The 20,685-nt window shown below is 49.7% G+C and carries 20 protein-coding genes; 10 read left to right on the top strand and 10 right to left on the bottom strand.

The genetic code is table 11. The features are described 5' to 3' along the window. A complete protein-coding gene (locus CAG64_RS00250; RefSeq protein ID WP_161448690.1) occupies positions 1-1,350 on the top strand; it encodes a replication-associated recombination protein A in 1,350 nt (449 codons plus the stop codon). A gap of 91 nt (positions 1,351-1,441) precedes the next feature. Next, entirely contained in the window at positions 1,442-2,749 is a 1,308-nt protein-coding gene (gene serS / locus CAG64_RS00245; protein WP_021704034.1) for a serine--tRNA ligase, read from the top strand. Positions 2,750-2,817: 68 nt separating this feature from the next. On the opposite strand, the gene CAG64_RS00240 is transcribed toward serS, so the two are convergent. The 4 genes from CAG64_RS00240 to CAG64_RS00225 all read right to left on the bottom strand — a co-directional run bounded on the left by CAG64_RS00240 (position 2,818) and on the right by CAG64_RS00225 (position 5,995). After that, the gene (locus CAG64_RS00240) at positions 2,818-3,321 is read right to left on the bottom strand and encodes a YchJ family protein (RefSeq protein WP_161448692.1); all 504 of its coding nucleotides are present in this window, start codon (positions 3,319-3,321) and stop codon (positions 2,818-2,820) included. A gap of 126 nt (positions 3,322-3,447) precedes the next feature. After that, positions 3,448-4,662: an EAL and HDOD domain-containing protein gene (locus tag CAG64_RS00235; RefSeq protein WP_161448694.1), complete on the bottom strand. Its 1,215-nt coding sequence runs from the start codon at positions 4,660-4,662 to the stop codon at positions 3,448-3,450. A 59-nt stretch (positions 4,663-4,721) separates the two neighbouring features. Continuing rightward, complete coding sequence (gene lpxH, locus CAG64_RS00230; RefSeq protein WP_161448696.1) at positions 4,722-5,456, bottom strand: UDP-2,3-diacylglucosamine diphosphatase; 735 nt, start codon at positions 5,454-5,456, stop codon at positions 4,722-4,724. A gap of 44 nt (positions 5,457-5,500) precedes the next feature. After that, positions 5,501-5,995: a peptidylprolyl isomerase gene (locus CAG64_RS00225; protein WP_161448698.1), complete on the bottom strand. Its 495-nt coding sequence runs from the start codon at positions 5,993-5,995 to the stop codon at positions 5,501-5,503. A gap of 202 nt (positions 5,996-6,197) precedes the next feature. Here CAG64_RS00225 and cysS point away from each other — a divergent pair, with 202 nt between their 5' ends. Further along, positions 6,198-7,580, top strand: a complete 1,383-nt coding sequence (gene cysS / locus CAG64_RS00220) for a cysteine--tRNA ligase (protein ID WP_161447351.1) — start codon at positions 6,198-6,200, stop codon at positions 7,578-7,580. A 72-nt stretch (positions 7,581-7,652) separates the two neighbouring features. Beyond that, positions 7,653-8,231 (top strand): thymidine kinase, encoded by a 579-nt coding sequence (locus CAG64_RS00215; RefSeq protein ID WP_161447349.1) that lies wholly within the window; start codon positions 7,653-7,655, stop codon positions 8,229-8,231. A 70-nt stretch (positions 8,232-8,301) separates the two neighbouring features. Here CAG64_RS00215 and infA read toward each other — a convergent pair whose 3' ends face one another. The 3 genes from infA to aat form a co-directional block, all read right to left on the bottom strand. After that, positions 8,302-8,520, bottom strand: coding sequence for a translation initiation factor IF-1 (gene infA, locus CAG64_RS00210; RefSeq protein WP_001040192.1), 219 nt, complete (start codon positions 8,518-8,520; stop codon positions 8,302-8,304). Positions 8,521-8,602: 82 nt separating this feature from the next. Further along, complete coding sequence (locus tag CAG64_RS00205) at positions 8,603-9,301, bottom strand: arginyltransferase (RefSeq protein ID WP_161447347.1); 699 nt, start codon at positions 9,299-9,301, stop codon at positions 8,603-8,605. Beyond that, entirely contained in the window at positions 9,298-10,020 is a 723-nt protein-coding gene (gene aat / locus CAG64_RS00200) for a leucyl/phenylalanyl-tRNA--protein transferase (RefSeq protein ID WP_161447345.1), read from the bottom strand. The genes CAG64_RS00205 and aat overlap by 4 nt, the downstream gene beginning before the upstream one ends. 26 nt (positions 10,021-10,046) lie before the next feature. Here aat and CAG64_RS00195 point away from each other — a divergent pair, with 26 nt between their 5' ends. Together CAG64_RS00195 and aroA are read left to right on the top strand one after the other, a co-directional pair. Next, the gene (locus CAG64_RS00195) at positions 10,047-10,502 is read left to right on the top strand and encodes a glycine zipper 2TM domain-containing protein (protein ID WP_161447343.1); all 456 of its coding nucleotides are present in this window, start codon (positions 10,047-10,049) and stop codon (positions 10,500-10,502) included. A gap of 137 nt (positions 10,503-10,639) precedes the next feature. Beyond that, positions 10,640-11,920, top strand: a complete 1,281-nt coding sequence (gene aroA, locus CAG64_RS00190; protein ID WP_161447341.1) for a 3-phosphoshikimate 1-carboxyvinyltransferase — start codon at positions 10,640-10,642, stop codon at positions 11,918-11,920. 83 nt (positions 11,921-12,003) lie between these two features. Here the strand turns inward: aroA and CAG64_RS00185 are convergent, their stop codons facing one another. Then, positions 12,004-12,249, bottom strand: a complete 246-nt coding sequence (locus CAG64_RS00185; protein ID WP_161447339.1) for a YciN family protein — start codon at positions 12,247-12,249, stop codon at positions 12,004-12,006. 328 nt (positions 12,250-12,577) lie between these two features. On the opposite strand from CAG64_RS00185, the gene topA reads away from it, so the two are divergent. The 4 genes from topA (at position 12,578) to CAG64_RS00165 (ending at position 19,599) form a co-directional block, all read left to right on the top strand. Further along, entirely contained in the window at positions 12,578-15,205 is a 2,628-nt protein-coding gene (gene topA, locus CAG64_RS00180) for a type I DNA topoisomerase (RefSeq protein WP_161455137.1), read from the top strand. A gap of 738 nt (positions 15,206-15,943) precedes the next feature. Further along, complete coding sequence (glgC, locus tag CAG64_RS00175) at positions 15,944-17,161, top strand: glucose-1-phosphate adenylyltransferase (RefSeq protein ID WP_161455136.1); 1,218 nt, start codon at positions 15,944-15,946, stop codon at positions 17,159-17,161. Continuing rightward, positions 17,151-18,608 carry a glycogen synthase GlgA gene (glgA, locus tag CAG64_RS00170; protein WP_161455135.1) on the top strand — a complete coding sequence of 486 codons (1,458 nt, stop codon included), beginning with the start codon at positions 17,151-17,153 and terminating at the stop codon, positions 18,606-18,608. The genes glgC and glgA overlap by 11 nt, the downstream gene beginning before the upstream one ends. A 193-nt stretch (positions 18,609-18,801) precedes the next feature. Continuing rightward, complete coding sequence (locus CAG64_RS00165; protein WP_161455134.1) at positions 18,802-19,599, top strand: alpha/beta fold hydrolase; 798 nt, start codon at positions 18,802-18,804, stop codon at positions 19,597-19,599. A 3-nt stretch (positions 19,600-19,602) separates the two neighbouring features. On the opposite strand, the gene CAG64_RS00160 is transcribed toward CAG64_RS00165, so the two are convergent. Both CAG64_RS00160 and CAG64_RS00155 read right to left on the bottom strand, forming a co-directional pair. Beyond that, the gene (locus CAG64_RS00160) at positions 19,603-19,923 is read right to left on the bottom strand and encodes a putative signal transducing protein (RefSeq protein ID WP_161455133.1); all 321 of its coding nucleotides are present in this window, start codon (positions 19,921-19,923) and stop codon (positions 19,603-19,605) included. After that, on the bottom strand, positions 19,920-20,612 hold the full coding sequence (locus tag CAG64_RS00155) for a TVP38/TMEM64 family protein (protein WP_161455132.1): 693 nt from the start codon (positions 20,610-20,612) through the stop codon (positions 19,920-19,922). Before CAG64_RS00155 ends, CAG64_RS00160 begins: the two co-directional genes overlap by 4 nt. Positions 20,613-20,685 lie beyond the last annotated feature (73 nt).

Below are 20,685 nucleotides of genomic sequence, written 5' to 3'. Positions count from 1 at the left end.
TTGAGTAATTACAGTTTAGACTTTGCAGGGGACGAAGATTTTCGTCCCCTTGCTGCTCGTATGCGCCCAGAAACACTGGATCAGTATATCGGGCAGCAGCATATTCTAGGTCCGGGAAAGCCGTTACGGCGAGCACTGGAAGCGGGGCATATCCATTCAATGATCTTGTGGGGCCCGCCTGGCACAGGGAAAACCACACTGGCGGAGGTCGCGGCGAATTACGCCAACGCGGAAGTCGAGCGTGTATCGGCGGTTACCTCTGGCGTAAAAGAGATACGCGCGGCAATTGAAAAAGCGCGAGAAAATAAAATGGCGGGGCGTCGCACCATCTTATTTGTCGATGAGGTGCACCGTTTCAACAAATCGCAGCAAGATGCCTTTCTGCCCCACATTGAAGATGGCACGGTTACTTTCATTGGTGCCACCACGGAAAACCCTTCGTTTGAACTGAATAACGCTTTGTTGTCACGGGCCCGAGTGTACAAGCTCACCTCTCTCAACCAAGAGGAAATCCTGCTGGCGCTTCATCAGGCGATTGAAGACGCGCCCCGGGGGCAAGGCCGCATTGAGGCCCATTTTTCTGATAACGTTCTGGAACGCCTGGCTGAGCTGGTCAACGGTGACGCGCGCATGTCGCTCAACTATCTTGAGATTTTGTACGACATGGCGCAGGACGATGCCCAAGGCGTCAAACAGATCACGCTACAGTTGCTGGCGGAGGTGGCCGGTGAGAAAGTGTCGCGCTTCGATAACAAAGGCGACATCTGGTACGACTTGATATCCGCCGTGCACAAGTCTATCCGTGGCTCCAACCCGGATGCGGCGCTGTACTGGGCCGCGAGAATGATGTCTGCGGGCTGTGATCCGCTGTATATTGCCCGCCGCCTGCTGGCGATCGCGTCAGAAGACGTTGGTAATGCGGATCCGCGCGCAATGCAAGTGGCACTGTCAGCCTGGGATTGTTTTACCCGGGTTGGGCCAGCGGAAGGGGAGCGCGCGATTGCTCAGGCGATCGTCTATCTGGCCTGTGCGCCGAAAAGCAATGCGGTGTACAGCGCTTGGAAGCAGGCGCTCAGCGATGCGCATAACCTGCCGGAATATGAGGTTCCCCATCACCTGCGTAATGCCCCGACCAGTCTGATGAAAGACATGGGCTATGGCGAGGAATACCGTTACGCCCATGATGAGCCTGGTGCGTACGCTGCGGGTGAAAAATACCTCCCGCCGGAAATGGGAGAAAAACGCTACTATTTTCCGACAAATCGAGGTCTTGAGACCAAAATTGGCGAGAAGTTGGATTACTTGGCTAGTTTAGACGCAAAAAGCCCGCAAAAGCGCTATGAAAAGTAATGTCTTTTGGGTATCTTTGTCAGGTTAGACTATTCAATAACACGTGAAAGGTTTCACGTGTTTTTTCATCACTAAAAGCATAGGATTAACAATGCTGGATTCTAAATTACTTCGTACAGAGCTGGATGAAACAGCTGCTAAACTGGCACGTCGTGGCTTTGCCCTCGACGTTGAGACCATTCGTAAACTTGAAGAACAACGCAAGTCCATTCAAGTAGAAGTTGAAAATTTACAATCCACGCGTAACTCCATCTCCAAGCAGATCGGTCAGAAAATGGCGGCTGGTGATAAAGAAGGTGCTGAAGAGATCAAAAAGCAAATTGGTACTCTGGGTAGCGATCTGGACGCGAAAAAAGTCGAACTTGACCAAGTAATGGCGAAACTAGATGAAATTACGCTGTCAGTGCCTAACCTGCCAGCAGACGATGTGCCAGATGGTAAAGACGAGAATGAGAACGTTGAAATCTCTCGTTGGGGTGAGCCGAAATCTTATGACTTCGAAGTGAAAGATCACGTAGATCTGGGTGAAATGGGCGGCGGTCTGGACTTTGCGAGTGCAACCAAAATCACCGGTGCACGCTTTATCGTTATGAAAGGTCAGTTTGCGCGTTTGCATCGTGCAATTGCTCAGTTTATGCTGGACCTGCACACCGATGAACATGGCTACACAGAGATGTACATGCCGTATCTGGTCAACTCGGACAGCCTGTTTGGCACCGGTCAGTTACCGAAGTTTGGTAAGGATCTGTTCCACACTGAACCGCTGGCAGAGAAAGTCAATGACGAAGAACCACGTAAACTGTCGTTGATCCCAACTGCAGAAGTGCCGGTAACCAACATGGTGCGCGATACCATTTCGGAAGAGGCCGATCTGCCGTTGAAAATGACCGCTCACACGCCATGTTTCCGCTCGGAAGCGGGGTCTTACGGTCGCGATACTCGTGGTTTGATCCGCATGCACCAGTTCGATAAAGTGGAACTGGTGCAAATCACCAAGCCAGAAGACTCAATGGATGCACTTGAAGAGCTGACGGGCCATGCCGAGAAGGTTCTGCAACTGCTTGAGCTACCGTACCGTAAAGTCGTACTGTGTACGGGGGATATGGGCTTTGGCGCTCGCAAGACTTACGATTTGGAAGTGTGGGTACCTGCACAGCAGACCTACCGTGAGATTTCATCTTGCTCAAACATGTGGGACTTCCAGGCACGTCGCATGCAAGCGCGTTTCCGTCGTAAAGGCGAGAAAAAGCCTGAATTGGTGCACACCTTGAACGGTTCAGGTCTGGCTGTTGGTCGTACCATGGTCGCGATCCTGGAAAACAATCAACAAGCCGACGGCCGCGTTGCGATTCCAGCTGTGCTGCAAAAGTACATGGGTGGCGTAACGCACATCGGTTAATCGGTGGCGATAAAAAAGAAAAACCGACCAGTCAGGTCGGTTTTTTTATGTCTGCAATTGCGCGATGGTTAGCCACAACACTTTTTGAATTTATTACCACTGCCACAAATACACGGATCGTTACGGCCGACTTTGAGCTCTTTAACGGTCTGATTCAGTCTTGGATCCGAATTGGTCTCTTCTTGCGAGGGAAACTCGCCGTCGATGTAATACCAAAGGCCATCTTGACGAAGAAAGCGTGAACGTTCGGTCATGCAGTACTCTGCACCTTGATCGACAAAGTGCGCGCTAAAGGTGACATACCCTTCATCCTTATCGCTGCCGTCTTCGCTACCGATGACATCGAGCTTCTTCCACTCTGAATGGACTGATTCCTGAATCCCTTCACGTTGGTCTTCTGCGTGGCAACTCGGGTGATATGTTTCGATGACGAAATCGACTAACCCAAGTACATGCGCACTATAGCGGGCGCGCATCAGTTGTTCCGGTTGTTGTGCATGAGCATGCTGCTGATGAACGGGTTCGCAGCAGGCAGTGTAATCGGATTGGCTTCCACAAGGGCAGGCAGTCATAAATGTCTCTTTCGTTGGTGTGGCTGACACGCCAGATAAACAGGGCGTTAAGTTTAGAAGGCTTTGCTTACGAGGTAAATAGCCAGACTTTTAGTCGCAAAAACACTCACGACAGGCATGAGGTAATTACGGCTTGAGGTTCAGCAGATCGGCGGTCCACTGCACTGCGCTGTCGTAACATTGGCTGAGGGTGTCTGCTGGCAGTCCCAGTCGTTGGTTGACAAGTGCGACCTGGTCCCAATCGCCTTTTTCGTACGCACGCGTGACGGCAAGAATATCCCCAAGGAGTCCATCGCCATTTTTCAATGCGACTTTGACTGCATTGTCGATCGGCATCTTTTCCATCAGCAGATCCATCGGTTGATCGAGCAGGCTGTCAAGCAGGGAAAACATCCCGGTCAGAAAGGCCGAGCCGGGTTCGACGTCGCTGTCACAATAGCTAAACAACAGCTCACAGTATCGTGCACGCTGGATGGACAGTCCGTACAAATAATCGGGTTTGGATTCATGAGTTGAGGCGATGGCGACCAGAGAGATGAACTTTCTCAGGCGCTCTTCACCGAGATACACCAAGGCTTGGCGGAAAGACTGAATCTTCGCGCTGATCAACGCGGAAGAATTGACAAAAGCGAGCAGTTTAAACGATAGCGTGACGTCTTTACTGACCAACTCTTCGAGCGTGGTGTAATCGATCTGTGGTTTGGCAATCTCTTTGATCAGATGCACGATAGTGAGAAAGGCGGGCTCCAGCGCGCGACGTTGGATCATCTCCGGCTTGCTGAAAAAGTAGCCCTGAAACAGGTCAAATCCGGCTTGTTTGGCTTGCTCAAATTCCTGATGTGTTTCCACTTTCTCGGCCAGAAAGTCGATTTTTGTGTGTTTTAGCTTGGCGATAAATTTGGCCGCCTTATCGATTGGAAACTGCTGAATATCAAATTTGATGATGGACACAAACGGCAGAAACGCTTTCCACTCGACCGACGGAACAAAATCGTCCAGAGCAATCCGGTAGCCTTTGGCGGCCATTTCCCGGATGGCGTGCAATAATTCCTGCGTTGGAGCGCAATCTTCAAGCACTTCGATGACCAGGTTATCGGCGGGAAACAATGTGGGTACTCGGTTGATCAGACTCTGATAGGGAAAATTAACAAAGCCGAGTTTGTTACCCAGCGTCGAATAGTGGGTCGAAAGGAAGTGATCGGACAACAAACGGCTGGTGGCCAAATCGGGATCGATCTCCGGAAAGGTATTTTTAGGCCCCTCACGAAACAACAATTCGTAACCGACGGTTCGTTTGTGGCTGTCAAGAATAGGCTGTCTGGCAATATATGAGTATTTCAAAGGACACTTCTTATATTATCGATTGGCTCTTATACGCCGGACAACATGCCCGGCCAACCTCATTCCACTGGGTGAAAAGGGCGAGACTGCAAATCAAATCCGTCTTTATCATAGACTAAAACAGAGCCCTGAGTGTACCAGTCTCCCAGCACAATTCGAGTTTTATCACCCTGTAATGTGCGGAAAGTATGAATATCGGGACGGTGAGTGTGACCGTGGATCATCAAATCGACGTGATGGCGGTCCATCACCCGTGCGACTTCACTTTGAGTGACATCCATAATCTGCATGGATTTATGCTGTTTTTGTTCCCGGATATCGCCCTGGACTTTGCCAACAACTTTTTGTTTTACGGCAAACGGCAGACGATTGAATAGCCACTGCAACCAGGGCTGGTGAACTTTTTTCCTATAATTTTGATACTTAATATCATCTATGCACAGGGTATCACCGTGCAGGATGACCGCCTGACGACCGTAGAGGTCAATCACGCATTCTTCGTCCAACAACGTGATTCCAGTGTCACGGGCAAAGCGCCGACCCAGCAGAAAATCGCGATTTCCCTGAATGAAATAACACGGAACGCCTTTGGTGGTTAGCGCGCGGAACTCGGCTTTAATCAGCGTGGCAAAATCGCTTTTGTCATCGTCACCTATCCAGAATTCAAACAGGTCGCCGAGCACATACAGAGCATCTGCATGGACAGCTTCCTCGCGCATGAAACGAATAAAACAGGTCGTGATGTCGGAAACGGAAGGAGTCAGGTGGAGATCGGAAATAAACAGTGTGGTCATAGTCGGTCATTTAAGAGAGCGCCGTCAGCGCTCTCTGTCATTGATTATGCTTCGATGCTTGTGCCAGTGATGATCACTTCATCCAGAGGGACATCCTGATGCATACCGTAAGAACCGGTGCTCACACCTTTGATCTTGTTCACGATATCCATACCTTCAACGACTTCGCCGAATACACAGTAACCCCAGCCATCCATGCTTTCAGAGCGGAAATCCAGGAAGGTGTTATCATTGACGTTAATGAAAAACTGCGAGCTGGCTGAGTGTGGTTCCATCGTACGTGCCATAGCGATGGTACCAGTCTTGTTGCTCAGACCGTTGTTCGCTTCGTTTTTGATCGATGCACGGGTTGCCTTTTCACGCAGGCCAGACTCCATACCGCCACCCTGAATCATGAAACCGTCGATAACACGGTGAAACAGCGTGTTGTCGTAGAAACCATCACGGCAGTACTGCAGGAAGTTTGCACTTGTTTCAGGTGCTTTCTCTTCGTTGAGCTGAATTTTGATGTCACCAAAATTAGTGTGAAGGGTGATCATGATTATTACCTTTGCTGATGTTTTTTGATTTGAAACTGAGATTCTATCTCAACTTCCCGAACATTAATACGCGAAAAACCGGAGAAATCGTTTAAGAAGTTTAGCTTATGCTTTCTTTTTGCTCGAATCGGGGATTACGTAACACAGCCCAAGTTGTTATACTGAGCCACTATTTTGTTTAACTTAATATCAGATAGAGCTCATGTTAAAAATATATAACACACTCACAAGACAGAAAGAGGAATTCAAGCCAATTAATGCCGGTAAAATCGGCATGTATGTGTGTGGGGTTACTATTTACGATCTCTGTCATATCGGTCATGGCCGTACGTTCGTATCGTTTGATGTGGTATCGCGTTACCTGCGCTTTCTGGGCTATGACCTGACGTTTGTCCGTAACATCACTGACATTGATGACAAGATCATCAAACGTGCGGCGGAAAATGGTGAGTCGTGTGACTCTCTGACTGAGCGCCTGATCGCTGAAATGTACGCCGACTTCGATGCATTGAACATGAAGCGTCCAGATGTTGAGCCTCGTGCCACCCAATACATCGATGAGATCATCGCGTTAGTGGAAAAACTGATCGAACGTGGTTTCGCTTATGTGGCAGACAATGGCGACGTTATGTTCGAAGTCAGCCAATTCGATGAGTACGGCAAACTGTCTAAACAGGATTTGGATCAGCTGCAGGCCGGTGCTCGTGTTGACGTCGAAAGCGCGAAACGCAGTCCGCTGGATTTCGTGCTGTGGAAAATGTCGAAACCGGGGGAGCCGACGTGGGAGTCTCCGTGGGGAGCCGGTCGTCCGGGTTGGCATATTGAATGTTCCGCAATGAACTCGTCCATTCTCGGCAACCATTTCGATATTCACGGTGGTGGTTCGGATCTGCAATTCCCGCACCATGAGAATGAGATTGCTCAGTCGTGCTGCGCGCACGGTACTCAGTATGTGAATACCTGGATGCACAGTGGCATGGTGATGGTCGACAAAGAAAAAATGTCTAAGTCTTTGGGCAACTTCTTCACCATCCGTGACGTACTGAAGCATTACGATGCGGAAACGGTGCGTTACTTCCTGATGTCGGGTCACTACCGTAGCCAGCTAAACTACAGCGAAGAAAATCTTAATCAGGCGCGCGCCTCTCTGGAGCGTCTGTACACATCGCTGCGTGGCCTGGACATGACGGCTCAGGCTGACGGGGGGGAAGAGTACGTGCAGCGATTCACTGAGGCGATGAACGACGATTTCAACACGCCGGAAGCATACTCCGTGTTGTTTGACATGACTCGCGAGATCAACCGTCTGAAAGGCGACAATCTGGATGCGGCCAGCGCGTTGGGTGCGCGTATGCGTGAACTGGCGGATGTAATTGGCATTTTGTATCAGGACGCCGATGCATTCCTAAAAGGCGATGCCGGCAATGATGATGAAGTGGCTGAAATCGAAGCACTGATTAAACTGCGCAATGATTCCCGAGCCGCAAAAGATTGGGCCAACGCCGATATGGCGCGTGATAAGCTGACCGAAATGGGTATCGTTCTGGAAGATGGGCCGGATGGCACGACCTGGCGTCGTAAATAATTGAATTTCAATTTAAAGGGCTGTGAATTCAGCCCTTTTTTCTGTCATTAACATGATTATGGGAATCCCTTAGTGGCTCAGATGTATTTCTATTACTCGGCAATGAATGCGGGTAAATCCACCACGCTTCTTCAGTCTTCGTTTAACTATCAGGAGCGCGGTATGAATCCTGTGGTTTATACCGCAGCCATCGATGACCGTTATGGCATCGGCAAAGTTGCGTCACGCATTGGGTTACAATCCGATGCCTATCTGTTCCGTGAAGATACGAATCTGTATCAGGACATCGACACGCTGCACCTCAAAGAGAAAGTGGACTGTATTTTGATTGATGAGTGCCAGTTTTTGTCCAAACAGCAGGTTTATCAATTGACTGAAGTGGTCGACAAGCTGGATATCCCGGTGCTGTGTTACGGTCTGCGTACCGACTTTATGGGCGAGTTGTTTGAAGGTAGCCAGTATCTGTTAGCCTGGGCAGATAAGCTGATTGAGCTGAAGACGGTGTGTCACTGTGGTCGCAAAGCCAATATGGTGATTCGCACAGATGAACATGGTACGCCAATCAAAGAGGGTGATCAGGTCGCCATTGGTGGTAATGATAAGTACGTATCTGTATGTCGTTATCACTACAAAACGGCTCTGGATAAATAACTGCCTGTCGAACAGCATCAAAAAACGGAGCCATCGGGCTCCGTTTTTTGATGTATTCGATAATCAGAGATTAACGAGCACGGAAGACGATGCGGCCTTTAGAAAGGTCGTATGGAGTCATCTCTACAGTTACTTTGTCACCAGTAAGAATACGGATGTAGTTCTTACGCATTTTACCAGAGATGTGAGCAGTAACTACGTGACCGTTTTCTAGCTCAACACGGAACATTGTGTTTGGAAGAGTATCAAGGACCGTGCCTTGCATCTCAATTACGTCTTCTTTAGCCATTTAATCCTCTTTAATAAAATGGGCGTTTTCAACGGCCGAAATAATGCCGTTAAAAGGGATATAAGTAAAGTTGTGGCGTATTCTACCCTTGCCAACGCTGATTTACTAGCCTTTGATGGCGATGAAAGCGGACTTTGTAATTCATCGCTGGGCATTCGTCTATCTGATAACCGAGGTACAGCCAGTGTTTTTTCTCCTGGCGGCAGTATTCGAGTTGCAGCAGCACCCCAAGGGTACCAAGGGACAGTGGGTAATCCGGATCGTAGAAGGTATAGAACGCGCTGGCACTGCGGGGCATGACATCGGTGACCGCGACACCAACCAATTGTCCTCGGTCATAGATGTGCAAAAATTGCGTATCGAGCCATTCACACTTAGCGAATTGGTAGAAGTCCTGTTTTTGCGGCGGGTACATCGAGCCGTTTTTGTGACGCGCTTCGATGTAACGGGCATATAGGGAAAACCAGTTGGGATCCAGATTCGACTTAAGGCACCAGTCAAGGTGACGGGCTTTGTTCAATAGGCGTTTCTGGCTTTTTGACATGGTAAAATCAGGCACCGCCACACGTAAAGCCTGACATGCCTGACAATGGTCACAATGCGGCTTGTATATTGTATCGCCACTGCGACGGAATCCGTTGGCGAGCAGCACTTCATAGCTTTCGTTGCTGTGCATCTGGTTATCCAGTGCGACGGCGACCCGTTCTTCACGACCTGCCAAGTAGCTGCAGGCATGGCTGTCGGTTAATCCAATGCGGATATGTTGAATGTCAGAGCTCATTCTTCACCCTCTGAACTACGCGTTAACCACTGAGAATCGAAGCATCCCGACGAGGTGGTTTTCTCCCTAAAGGATAGCAAGGAATGTATAAAATCGTCGCGTTCCAGTGACGTGGCGCCGAGCGATTCAAGATGTGGATTCATCACCTGACAATCAATCATCTGACCTTGATGGCGAGCAAAGTGGCGGCAGAAATACCACAAGGCGACTTTGGATGCATTGGTCGACAGACTGAACATGGACTCGCCACAGAACAGTTGGCCGACACTCACGCCGTACAGCCCGCCCACTAATGTGTCACCCTGCCACACTTCCACCGAATGACAGTGGCCTTGTTGAGCTAAACTGAGATAAGAGCGGCGCATATCGGTATTCAGCCAGGTTTCCTCCTCGCGGCGTGTTGCCGCGCACAAGCGGATGACCTCCTCAGTCGCACGATTGAGACTGACACGATATTGTTGTTTGCGCTGAAACTTTTTAAGACTTTTTGCTGGTTTAAATGTCTTAGGATTGAAGACGGCGCGAGGTGAGGGGCTCCACCACAGAATGGGCTCTCCCGGACCATACCATGGGAAAATACCATGTTGGTAAGCTGAGTAGATGCGCTCAGGGTGCAGATCTCCGCCGAACGCCAGCAGTCCGTTTGGGTCACTCAGTGCTTCATAGGGCGACGGGAAAGAGAAGTCGTCAGGGCTGAGTTCGGTAAGATAGATCGTCATACAGATGTTTTAAAGGAGTCATTCAGGTGAAAAAGTGGTTTTGGATCTTATTAATTTTTCCCTTCGTTGCCAATGCCGCATACGACAGAAATACGGCGCGTCCAGTCAATCAGGTTGTATTTGGCCAGGTTGATTCGGTGCGCTACATCTCGCAACAAGATATTGTTCAATCCAAAGCCAACGGATGGGAAACCCTGCTGGGCGCGGTGATTGGCGGGGTGGTCGGTAACCAGTTTGGTGGTGGGACCGGTAAACAGGTTGCTACCGCTGTCGGAGCGGTAGCAGGGGCGGGTATTGCCCGTAGTCACGCGCAGCAGGAATACCGGGTTGAATACAAACTTGTGGAGCTGTTGATTCGCACCAAAGACGACAAGTTGATCGACGTTATTCAGAACATCGATAACAACATGCTGTTTGAGCGTGGTGATGAGGTCCGCATTCTGTACTTCGACAATGGCGTGAGAGTGGATAAAACCTATTGAATATGAGGGACGAAATAAAGCGTCGTTTAGGCCAAATTTGGGGTGGTGCTGGGGCGCGAATTTAGATAGGCTGCAAGTACGAAGAATTTTTATTCACTGCCTTGGGGTATGGCAGTGACCAAGGATAATCAACTTTAATGGAAAGCCTTACGTTACAACCTATCAACAAAGTTAACGGCGAAGTCAATTTGCCGGGATCAAAAAGTGTTTCTAACCGCGCTCTTTTGCTGGCGGCCTTGGCTAAAGGCACCACCCGCCTGACCAATCTGCTCGACAGTGATGACATCAGACATATGCTCAATGCACTGTCAAAACTCGGCGTATCCTATCGTTTGTCGGACGACAAAACCGTCTGTGAAGTCGAGGGACTGGGCCGACCATTTTCGGTGACGGAGTCCGTCGAGCTGTTTTTGGGCAACGCTGGCACAGCAATGCGTCCACTGGCGGCGGCGCTGTGCTTAGGACAAGGTGACTACGTACTGACTGGTGAACCGCGGATGAAAGAGCGTCCGATTGGTCACCTGGTGGATGCGCTGCGTCAGGCTGGCGCGGATATTGAGTATCTGGAGAGCGAGCATTTCCCGCCACTGAAGATTCATGGCACGGGGCTGCAAGGTGGTACGGTCGAAATTGATGGCTCGATCTCAAGTCAGTTTCTGACGGCGTTTTTGATGGCGGCGCCACTGGCACAAGACAACGTTACTATCAAGATCGTGGGTGAACTGGTTTCAAAGCCTTACATTGACATCACGCTGCACATAATGGCGCAGTTTGGTGTTCAAGTGATCAACCGTGACTATCAGGAGTTTGTCGTCGAAGCGGGTCAGACCTATCAGGCACCGGGGGATTTTCTGGTGGAAGGTGACGCGTCGTCGGCTTCGTATTTTCTGGCGGCAGCCGCCATCAAAGGCGGGCAAATCAAAGTCACCGGGATTGGTAAACACAGTATTCAGGGCGATATTCAATTCGCTGATGCACTCGAGAAAATGGGCGCGGAGATTGAATGGGGGGCGGACTACGTGATTGCGCGCGCTGGTGAGCTCAATGCCGTGGACATGGACTTCAACCACATTCCGGATGCAGCCATGACCATCGCAACGACCGCGCTGTTTGCCAAAGGGACGACGGCGATTCGTAACGTGTACAACTGGCGGGTCAAAGAAACCGATCGTTTGGCGGCGATGGCCACTGAGCTGCGTAAAGTCGGCGCTGAGGTCGAAGAGGGGGAAGATTACCTGATTGTGACACCGCCAGCCAAACTGATCCACGCGGCGATTGATACCTACGACGATCATCGTATCGCAATGTGCTTTTCACTGGTGGCATTGAGTGATACGCCTGTGACCATCAATGATCCTGGTTGTACGTCAAAAACGTTTCCGGATTACTTTGATAAATTAGCCACTCTAAGCCAGTAATACATACGGTTAAAACAAAGCCTTGGTTGTTCGCCAAGGCTTTTTTGTTGCCGCCATGACCCTAAGTTCGGCCTGATGTGGACTTACACCAGTGTAAATTCTTTTGACAGATGATGCGCCAGGTATTTGAACATGTTAAATACGGCCGTGGTTTTAGGGGTTGGCAGGCCGTTTTCGTCGAGAAAATATTCGCCTTTGAACACCAATACGTCGTCTTTTTCCTCGACGGAGTCGGCGCGCATGCCCTCTATATAATCGTCATGATCCTGAATAATCTGATTGGCAATCAGCAACAAATCAAAAGATGAAATCGGTTTTCTGTCGTCCATAATGACATCCTACTGCTATGAAATGAAACCTGACTCAGTGTAGGGGCATGCCGGGGAATTGCAACACTGTTGTTTTTGTGACTCCTAACAAATATTTGTTCCAAGCACTGGTGAGCGTTACATTGTCGCGTTTAGTATGTGGCACTTTCCAACTGGTATGGTGATTTTGGAGTAGATCATAACCGTTGAATTGTCGAGCAATTGGATTTTATTTTTCGAAAAAGATATTGATCTTCTTTTAATCTCGCTCAATAGTAAAAAAGAAGTAATAGTTTAAGTACGTCATGCGATAATTTTCGCACCGTGATTAAGGGCATTTGAGTCAGTTATGGGTAAATCACTCGTCATCGTGGAGTCGCCAGCCAAGGCCAAAACTATCAACAAATACCTTGGTAAGGACTTTATTGTTAAGTCCAGTGTTGGTCACGTCCGCGATCTTCCGACTGCGGGCCAGAGTACAGGGAATGGCAAGAAAGCCGCCGCTGTATCGACCAAAGGCCTGAGCGCAGAAGAAAAAGCGCGCATCAAGAAAGAAAAAGATCGCAAAGCACTGATCAAAAAGATGGGTATCGACCCATTCCATGGCTGGGACGCGAATTATCAAATCCTGCCGGGTAAAGAGAAAGTGGTTGCCGAGCTACAGAAGCTGGCAAAAGACGCCGACAGCGTCTATCTCGCAACCGATTTGGACCGCGAAGGAGAAGCCATCGCTTGGCACCTTCGTGAGATCATCGGTGGCGATGAAGAGCGATACAAACGTGTAGTCTTTAATGAGATTACCAAAAACGCCATCCAACAAGCGTTCCAGGATCCTGGTGAGCTGAATATGGATGGTGTGAATGCCCAGCAAGCGCGCCGTTTTATGGACCGCGTCGTGGGCTTTATGGTGTCACCACTGCTATGGAAGAAAGTGGCACGGGGTTTGTCTGCTGGCCGTGTTCAGTCGGTCGCTGTGAAACTGTTGGTTGAGCGCGAGCGCGAAATCAAAGCGTTTGTGCCGGAAGAGTTCTGGGACATTCACGCAGACACCAAAACTACAGATAAAACTGATTTCCGCCTTCAGGTCGCGCAGAAAGATGGTGTTGCCTTTAAACCGGTGAATGAAGCGGAAACTCAATCAGCGATAGCAGTGCTGGAAAACGCTCGTTACGAAGTCTGCAAACGTGAAGATCGCCCGACCAGCAGTAAGCCATCGGCACCGTTCATTACCTCCACGTTGCAACAGGCGGCAAGCACGCGTCTGGGCTATGGGGTGAAAAAGACCATGATGTTGGCTCAGCGTCTCTATGAGGCGGGTTACATCACTTACATGCGTACTGACTCAACTAACTTGAGTTCAGAAGCTGTAGACGCGGTACGGAGCTATATCGGTAGTGAGTTTGGCGATGCATATTTGCCAGCCGCACCGCTGAAATACGGCAGTAAAGGTAACGCACAAGAAGCGCACGAAGCGATTCGTCCTTCCAGTGTGGATGTCAAAGCGGACGATCTTGAAGGCATGGATCCGGACGCGCACAAACTGTATGCGCTGATCTGGAACCAGTTTGTCGCATGTCAGATGACGCCGGCAAAATACGATTCAACGACCGTCAGCGTTAAGGCGGCGGAATACACGCTCAAAGCGAAAGGCCGTATTCTGAAATTTGACGGTTGGACACGAGTGCAGCGCCCTCTGGGCAAGAATGAAGACCAGATTCTGCCAGCGGTTCAAGTTGGCGATACGCTGGATCTGATTGCACTCGACCCGAAGCAGCACTTTACCAAGCCACCTGCGCGTTACACCGAAGCGGCATTGGTCAAAGAGCTGGAAAAACGTGGCATCGGCCGTCCGTCAACATATGCCTCGATCATCTCGACGATTCAGGATCGCGGTTACGTCAAAGTGGACCAGCGTCGTTTTTATGCTGAGAAAATGGGTGAAATCGTTACCGATCGTCTGGATGACAGCTTCCAGGATCTGATGAACTACGACTTCACGGCGCGAATGGAAGAGAAACTCGACCAAATCGCAGAAGGTGACGCGAGCTGGAAAGGCGTGCTGGACAACTTCTTCAAAGACTTCTCTGGTGATCTGGAGAAGGCGGAGCAGGACGAAGAGCACGGCGGTATGAAGCCGAATCACATCGTCATGACGGACATTCAGTGTCCGACGTGTTCGCGTCCGATGGGGATTCGTACTGCATCGACGGGTGTTTTCCTGGGCTGTTCCGGTTACGCTCTGCCGCCAAAAGAGCGTTGTAAAACCACCATTAACTTAGGTGATGAAGAAGGCATCATCAACGTACTGGAAGAAGACGTTGAAACCGCCGCTCTGCGCGCTAAGAAACGCTGCCCGATCTGTGAAACTGCGATGGACGCGTATCTGATCGACGATAAGCGTAAACTGCACGTTTGTGGTAACAACCCGAACTGTGACGGTTACCTGGTCGAGCATGGCGAGTACAAGGTGAAAGGTTACGACGGCCCTGTGGTTGAGTGTGATAAGTGTGGCTCAGACATGGTGCTTAAAAACGGTCGCTTTGGTAAGTACATGGACTGCACCAGCGAGTCATGTAAAAACACGCGTAAGATCTTGAGAAACGGTGAAGTCGCGCCACCTAAAGAAGATCCGGTACACTTCCCTGAACTGCCGTGTGAAAATTCAGATGCGTACTTTGTGTTGCGCGATGGTGCTTCTGGCTTGTTTATGGCCGCGCACAACTTCCCGAAATCGCGTGAGACACGTGCTCCGCTGGTGGAAGAACTGGCGCGTTTTGCCGACCGTATTCCGGAGAAGTACCAGTATCTGACTACGGCGCCAACGCACGATCCAGACGGTCGTCCGGCGGTGGTGCGTTTCAGCCGCAAGTCAAAAGAAAACTACATCCGTTCTGAAGTCGAAGGTAAACCTTCCGGTTGGACTGGTTTGTACATCGATGGTAAGTGGGAAATTACCGACAAGCGCAAGAAGAAATAACGCTTGCCTCTCTCCTCTAAAAACGCAGCAAGATTGCTGCGTTTTTTTATTTTCTGCCCTAAACCACCTACTTCAGTAGGTGGTTATCATTCGCTTCGGCTTTGCCTAATATCAAAATTACGTATTTTTGCTTTGTATCCACCTAAAGTAAATTCAAGCGCTTAAGTTCAACACCTTCAACAAACTCAGTAGTTTTGTTTAGTTACACCTTTTAAGCGACGCCATAAATTTAGTGTTGGATAGGTGAAGTAATACGGTGGGGCTATAGCTTGGTTCTGGTCTAGGCCCCCTTTTAGGGGGCTCACACAAAGCCACCTTCTTTAGAAGGTGGTAATTTACTTCCTCCATTGTCATATCAGTGACAAAAGCGTCGGTTACTCTGACCCGTTACAAATAATCACATTTAAAGTGTGGAAAAGAATTGCTCAAATCTGATGCCAACTTCACTATATCTACACGGATGTTCGGTGTGATGACCGAGTATGCTCACTGTTAATCTGCTGTATTAGTCTCAGAAAAATGTGTGATTGGGTTCAGACTCGACACAAGTAACGCGCTCTAACCCTAAAGTACGAGGTGTTTTAAATTGCAATATGCATATAGTTCGATACCTTGTTAGGTATTTTCTGGTCAGCGGTTTAACCGGAAACGCTAAGATGTTGGATATGGAATGTGGATAAGTCCCCCAAAAATTTCAAATGCTTATCTGCAATTATAAAAATGATATGGAGATAGAAAATGGCTGGTGTTTTAGGAATGATTCTCGCAGGTGGTGAAGGCTCACGTCTTAGGCCTTTGACCGAATCGCGCAGCAAGCCCTCGGTCCCGTTTGGTGGCAGTTATCGTCTTATCGACTTTGCCCTGAATAACTTTATTAATGCCGACCTGATGAGAATTTATGTTCTGACACAGTTCAAGTCACAATCCTTGTTTCACCACCTCAAAAAAGGCTGGAACATTAATGGAATTACTGATCGTTTCATCGATCCGATTCCGGCGCAGATGCGTACCGGCAAGCGATGGTATGAAGGGACAGCGGACGCCATTTATCAGAATCTACGTTTCATGGAGCTGGCGGAGCCGGATCAGGTCTGTATTTTTGGTTCTGATCATATCTACAAAATGGACATCAAGCAGATGCTTGAATTCCACAAACAGAAGCAGGCTGCGCTCACGGTGTCGGCGCTGCGCGTGCCGGTTGCAGAAGCCTCTCAGTTTGGGGTGATCGAAGTGGATGCTCAGGGACGCATGGTGGGTTTTGAAGAGAAGCCGGCACAACCCAAAGCCATTCCGGGTGATCCGGAACATGCGCTGGTGTTGATGGGGAACTACGTTTTTGAGGCTCAGGTTCTGTTTGCAGAATTAATTGAAGATGCAGCCAACCAAGCGTCATCACACGATTTTGGTAAAGACATCATCCCCAAAATGTTCCCTCGTGGTGATGTCTACGTGTATGACTTCAGCACCAACACCATTGCGGGAGAGAAGAACAAAGTCTACTGGCGAGACGTCGGTACCATTGACGCTTACTGGCAGGCTCATATGGATCTGTTGGAAAACGACGCGCCGTTTTCTCTCTACAATCGCAAGTGGCCCCTGCATACCTATTATCCGCCACTGCCGCCAGCCACGTTTACCGATTCAGATAATGGCCGGGTGCAGATTATTGACAGTTTGGTGTGTAATGGCTGCTATGTGCGAGGGTCGCGAATTGAAAAATCTGTACTTGGATTTCGCAGTAATATTGCATCTGCCTGTGATATCAGTGAAAGTATCCTTCTAGGAGATGTCAAAATCGGTGATGGATGTGTGCTGCGCCGGGTCATTATCGACAAAGATGTCGAAATTGCACCGGGTACTGAGATAGGCGTGAACCTGTCACAGGATAAAAAGCGCTTCCATGTTTCTGATGAGGGCATTGTGGTCATTCCAAAAGGAGCAAGAATTGGCTACTGAGAAGTTGTCTGTCCTGTTTGTTGCATCAGAAGTTGAAGGGTTAATCAAGAGCGGCGGTTTAGCGGATGTGGCTAAAGCGCTGCCTGTGGCATTGCGTGAGTTGGGTCAGGACGTGCGCATTGCAATGCCCGCTTACAGTAACATCGGCGATGTGGAGACGTCGGAAGTTCTGCTCGATACTGAGCTGGAGCATTGGCCTTACACGCCATATCGGGTACGTAAACTCGACGTCTCATCGGTGCCTGTGTATGCCATCGAATGTCCGCAGTATTTTGAGCGCGCTGAAATGTATGCAGAAAATAATCAGGCGTACCGTGATAACGGGGAGCGCTTTGCGTTTTTCAGTGCTGCTTGTCTGGATATGCTTCCCAAACTGACTTTTAAACCAGACATTGTGCATGCCAATGACTGGCACACGGGATTAGTGCCATTCCTGCTCAAGAAACGCTATAGCGCCAATGATTTTTTCCGCGGTATGAAAAGCGTTCTTTCGGTACACAATGCGGTGTTTAAAGGCGTCTTCAGCTACGATGAGCTGGAGTCGGTGCCGGAACTGCACTCGCGTTATGTGCCTGAGGCGGCAGTCAGCCCGACACACATTACCATGCTAAAAGCCGGAGTGATGTCAGCGGACAAGATTAATGCTGTTAGCCCGACGTACGCTGAAGAGTTGAAAACGGAGCTGGGTAGCCACGGTATGGCAAAAGAGTTCCTCAGCCGGGCGAGCGACTTGGTGGGGATCCTCAATGGTTGTGATTATTCGTCATGGAACCCTGAGACGGATCCGCACCTGCCACTGCCTTATGACGCTGAGGCGAGCAGTATGCTGGCGGGAAAACAGGCCGCGAAACAGGCACTGCAGCAGGAACTCGGGTTGCCCCTGCGTGAAGTCGCTATGTATGGCATGGTCTGTCGTCTGACCCATCAAAAAGGCGTCCACTACTTGTTGCCGATCCTCGAAGCGTTTTTGCGCCACGATCTACAGCTCGTGATGGTTGGAACTGGCGACCCGATATTGGCCTCTCAGCTTAAGGACATCGCTGCGCAGCACGGGCACAAATTTGTCTTTGTCGAGGCGTACAGTGAACGCCTGGCGCATTTGGTGGAAGCCAGCTCGGACTTTTTTCTTATGCCTTCTGAGTTTGAGCCATGTGGTCTCAATCAAATCTATAGCATGGCGTATGGTGCAGTGCCGATTGTACGCGGTGTGGGTGGACTTAAAGACAGTGTCACCGACTACGACTCGGATCCGGATAACGCAACCGGGTTGATTTTCAATGAGCCAGATCCGCAGGTTCTGTTGCTGATGTTGCAGCGCTCTCTGCTGCTGTATGTTCAGAATCCGGCGGAGATGCAACGCATCCAGCTTAACGGAATGCGTGAAAACTTTTGCTGGTCTCAGGCTGCGAAGCAGTATCTGAGTCTTTATCAGGCCGCACTTCAGTAGCTCGGGTTCAGACTGGGTCAGTCGGGGGACTTGGATAAACAGGTGGCCAGATACGAGTAAAAACTCGACCAAATAATGGTCAGATGAAGGCATGTTCTCCGATAATTTGACATGAGGTCAGTAGTGACCGGTGAAATTTGTGGTAGGCTTCAACTCCTGTTGACGAATAACCCAGTTTGAGACGCTTTGCCTGATGAGTGACGCTTTACTGTTTCATAAAACATATTCGCATCCGACCAGTAAGGAATGGGTGGTGTTTGTGCATGGCGCCGGCGGCAGTTCCTCAATCTGGTTCAAGCAGATCAAGGCCTATAAAGCGCATTTTAACTTGTTGCTGGTGGATCTGCGCGGGCATGGTAAGTCCAACCAGCTACTCAAAGAGCTGATCGCCAATCATTATACGTTTAAGTCAGTGACCTTGGACGTGTTAAAGGTACTGGACCACCTTAAGATCCAGTCAGCTCACTTCGTAGGGATGTCGCTCGGCACGATCATTGTACGTAATCTGGCCGAGATGGCAGGCCACCGGGTCAGGACGATGGTGCTCGGCGGCGCAATTACCCGGTTGAACACGCGTTCTCAACTGCTGGTTAAACTGGGCAATCTGAGCAAGCATATTTTGCCCTATATGTGGCTCTACAGCTTGTTTGCCTACATTGTGATGCCTCAGCGCAGTCAGAAAGAATCACGCCATCTGTTCATCCGTGAGGCCAAACGCCTTTGTCAGAAAGAGTTCAAGCGCTGGTTTGTGTTGGCGGCTGAAGTCAACCCGCTGATGCGTTATTTCAAGGAAAAAGACCTGCCAATCCCCACGCTTTACCTGATGGGCGCTCGTGACTATATGTTTATCCAGCCGGTGAAAGAAATGGTTGCTGTGCACCGAACCAGTGAGCTGCGAGAAATTCCTGATTGTGGCCATGTGTGCAACGTTGAACAGCCGGATGTCTTTAATCAACATTCGATAGAATTCATTAAACGCCACACCCACTAAGGGTTACTCTGTTGGGTGAGAGGCACCACACTGCCAGCAGGCGCCGAATTGTGGCTCGTTTTCTTCCCCGCATCGCTGGCAGCGCCATAAGGTGCCGGCTTCCGTATTCGATTGTTGATGATAGGCATCGATGATGCTCTGCGCCAACATCTTTTGCATTGGATTCAATAACCAGATGTACGGATCGGTGTCCTCCCCAAATGGCAATTCGCCTTTGAGGCCAAATAACCCTTCTCCGCGGACCTCGCACTGGATCCGCTCGGCTTTAAGCAACTCGCAAACGATATGCGCCTCTGTTGGGTTATTGGCGACAAAAATTTTCATCCGGCATTTCCGTTGACGTTAGGGGAGAGGCGAAGCTTCACCATAATCCATTTCACCACGATAGGAAACAGACCTAGCAACACAAATGAAGCCAGGACCGCCGAGGACACAATCCCAGACAGGCTGTCTATCTGCGCCAGTTGCGTTCCCGCGTTAAGGTAGACCGCGGTTCCGGGCAGCATTCCCAACTGACTCACGAGATAGAAGCGCAGGACAGAAATAGGGGTCAGCCCCATCAGTAAGTTGATCAGAAAAAACGGAAAGACGGGAATCAGTCTTAACGAAAACAGATAAAACGCGCCGTCGCGTTCCACCCCTTGATTGATGGTGGTCATTTTGTCGCTGAATTTGCTCTGAACCCAGTCACGTAAAAGATAGCGAGAGCTGAGAAACGCCAGGGTAGCACCGATAGTGCTGGCGAAGGACACTAGAATCAAGCTGGTCCAGAAGCCGAATAGAGCCGCTCCGAGCAAGGTTACGACCGCCGCTCCTGGGATGGAAAACGCGGCAATTGCCACGTAGGCGACGAAATAACTCAACGCCGCCACAGCGAAGTGATCGCTGATGAACTCTCCCAGTGCGGCTTGTTGGGTCTTGGCATTGTCCAGAGTCAGATACTGGCCGAAATTAATACCAAGGAAAATGATCAGTCCAACCAGCAGTACGCCAACCAGCAATTTCTTATTCATCGTGAGTCCTCTTTGAAAACGATTGGCCAATCACTGATTAGGTGTTGCCCGGTTACTATAGCAAGACAGGCAA

This window comes from Vibrio sp. V38_P2S17PM301 (genome assembly GCF_009904845.1).
Taxonomy (GTDB): Bacteria; Pseudomonadota; Gammaproteobacteria; order Enterobacterales; family Vibrionaceae; genus Vibrio; species Vibrio proteolyticus.
Note: the sequence above shows the minus strand (reverse complement) of the source record. Positions and strands in the feature narration are given on the sequence as shown.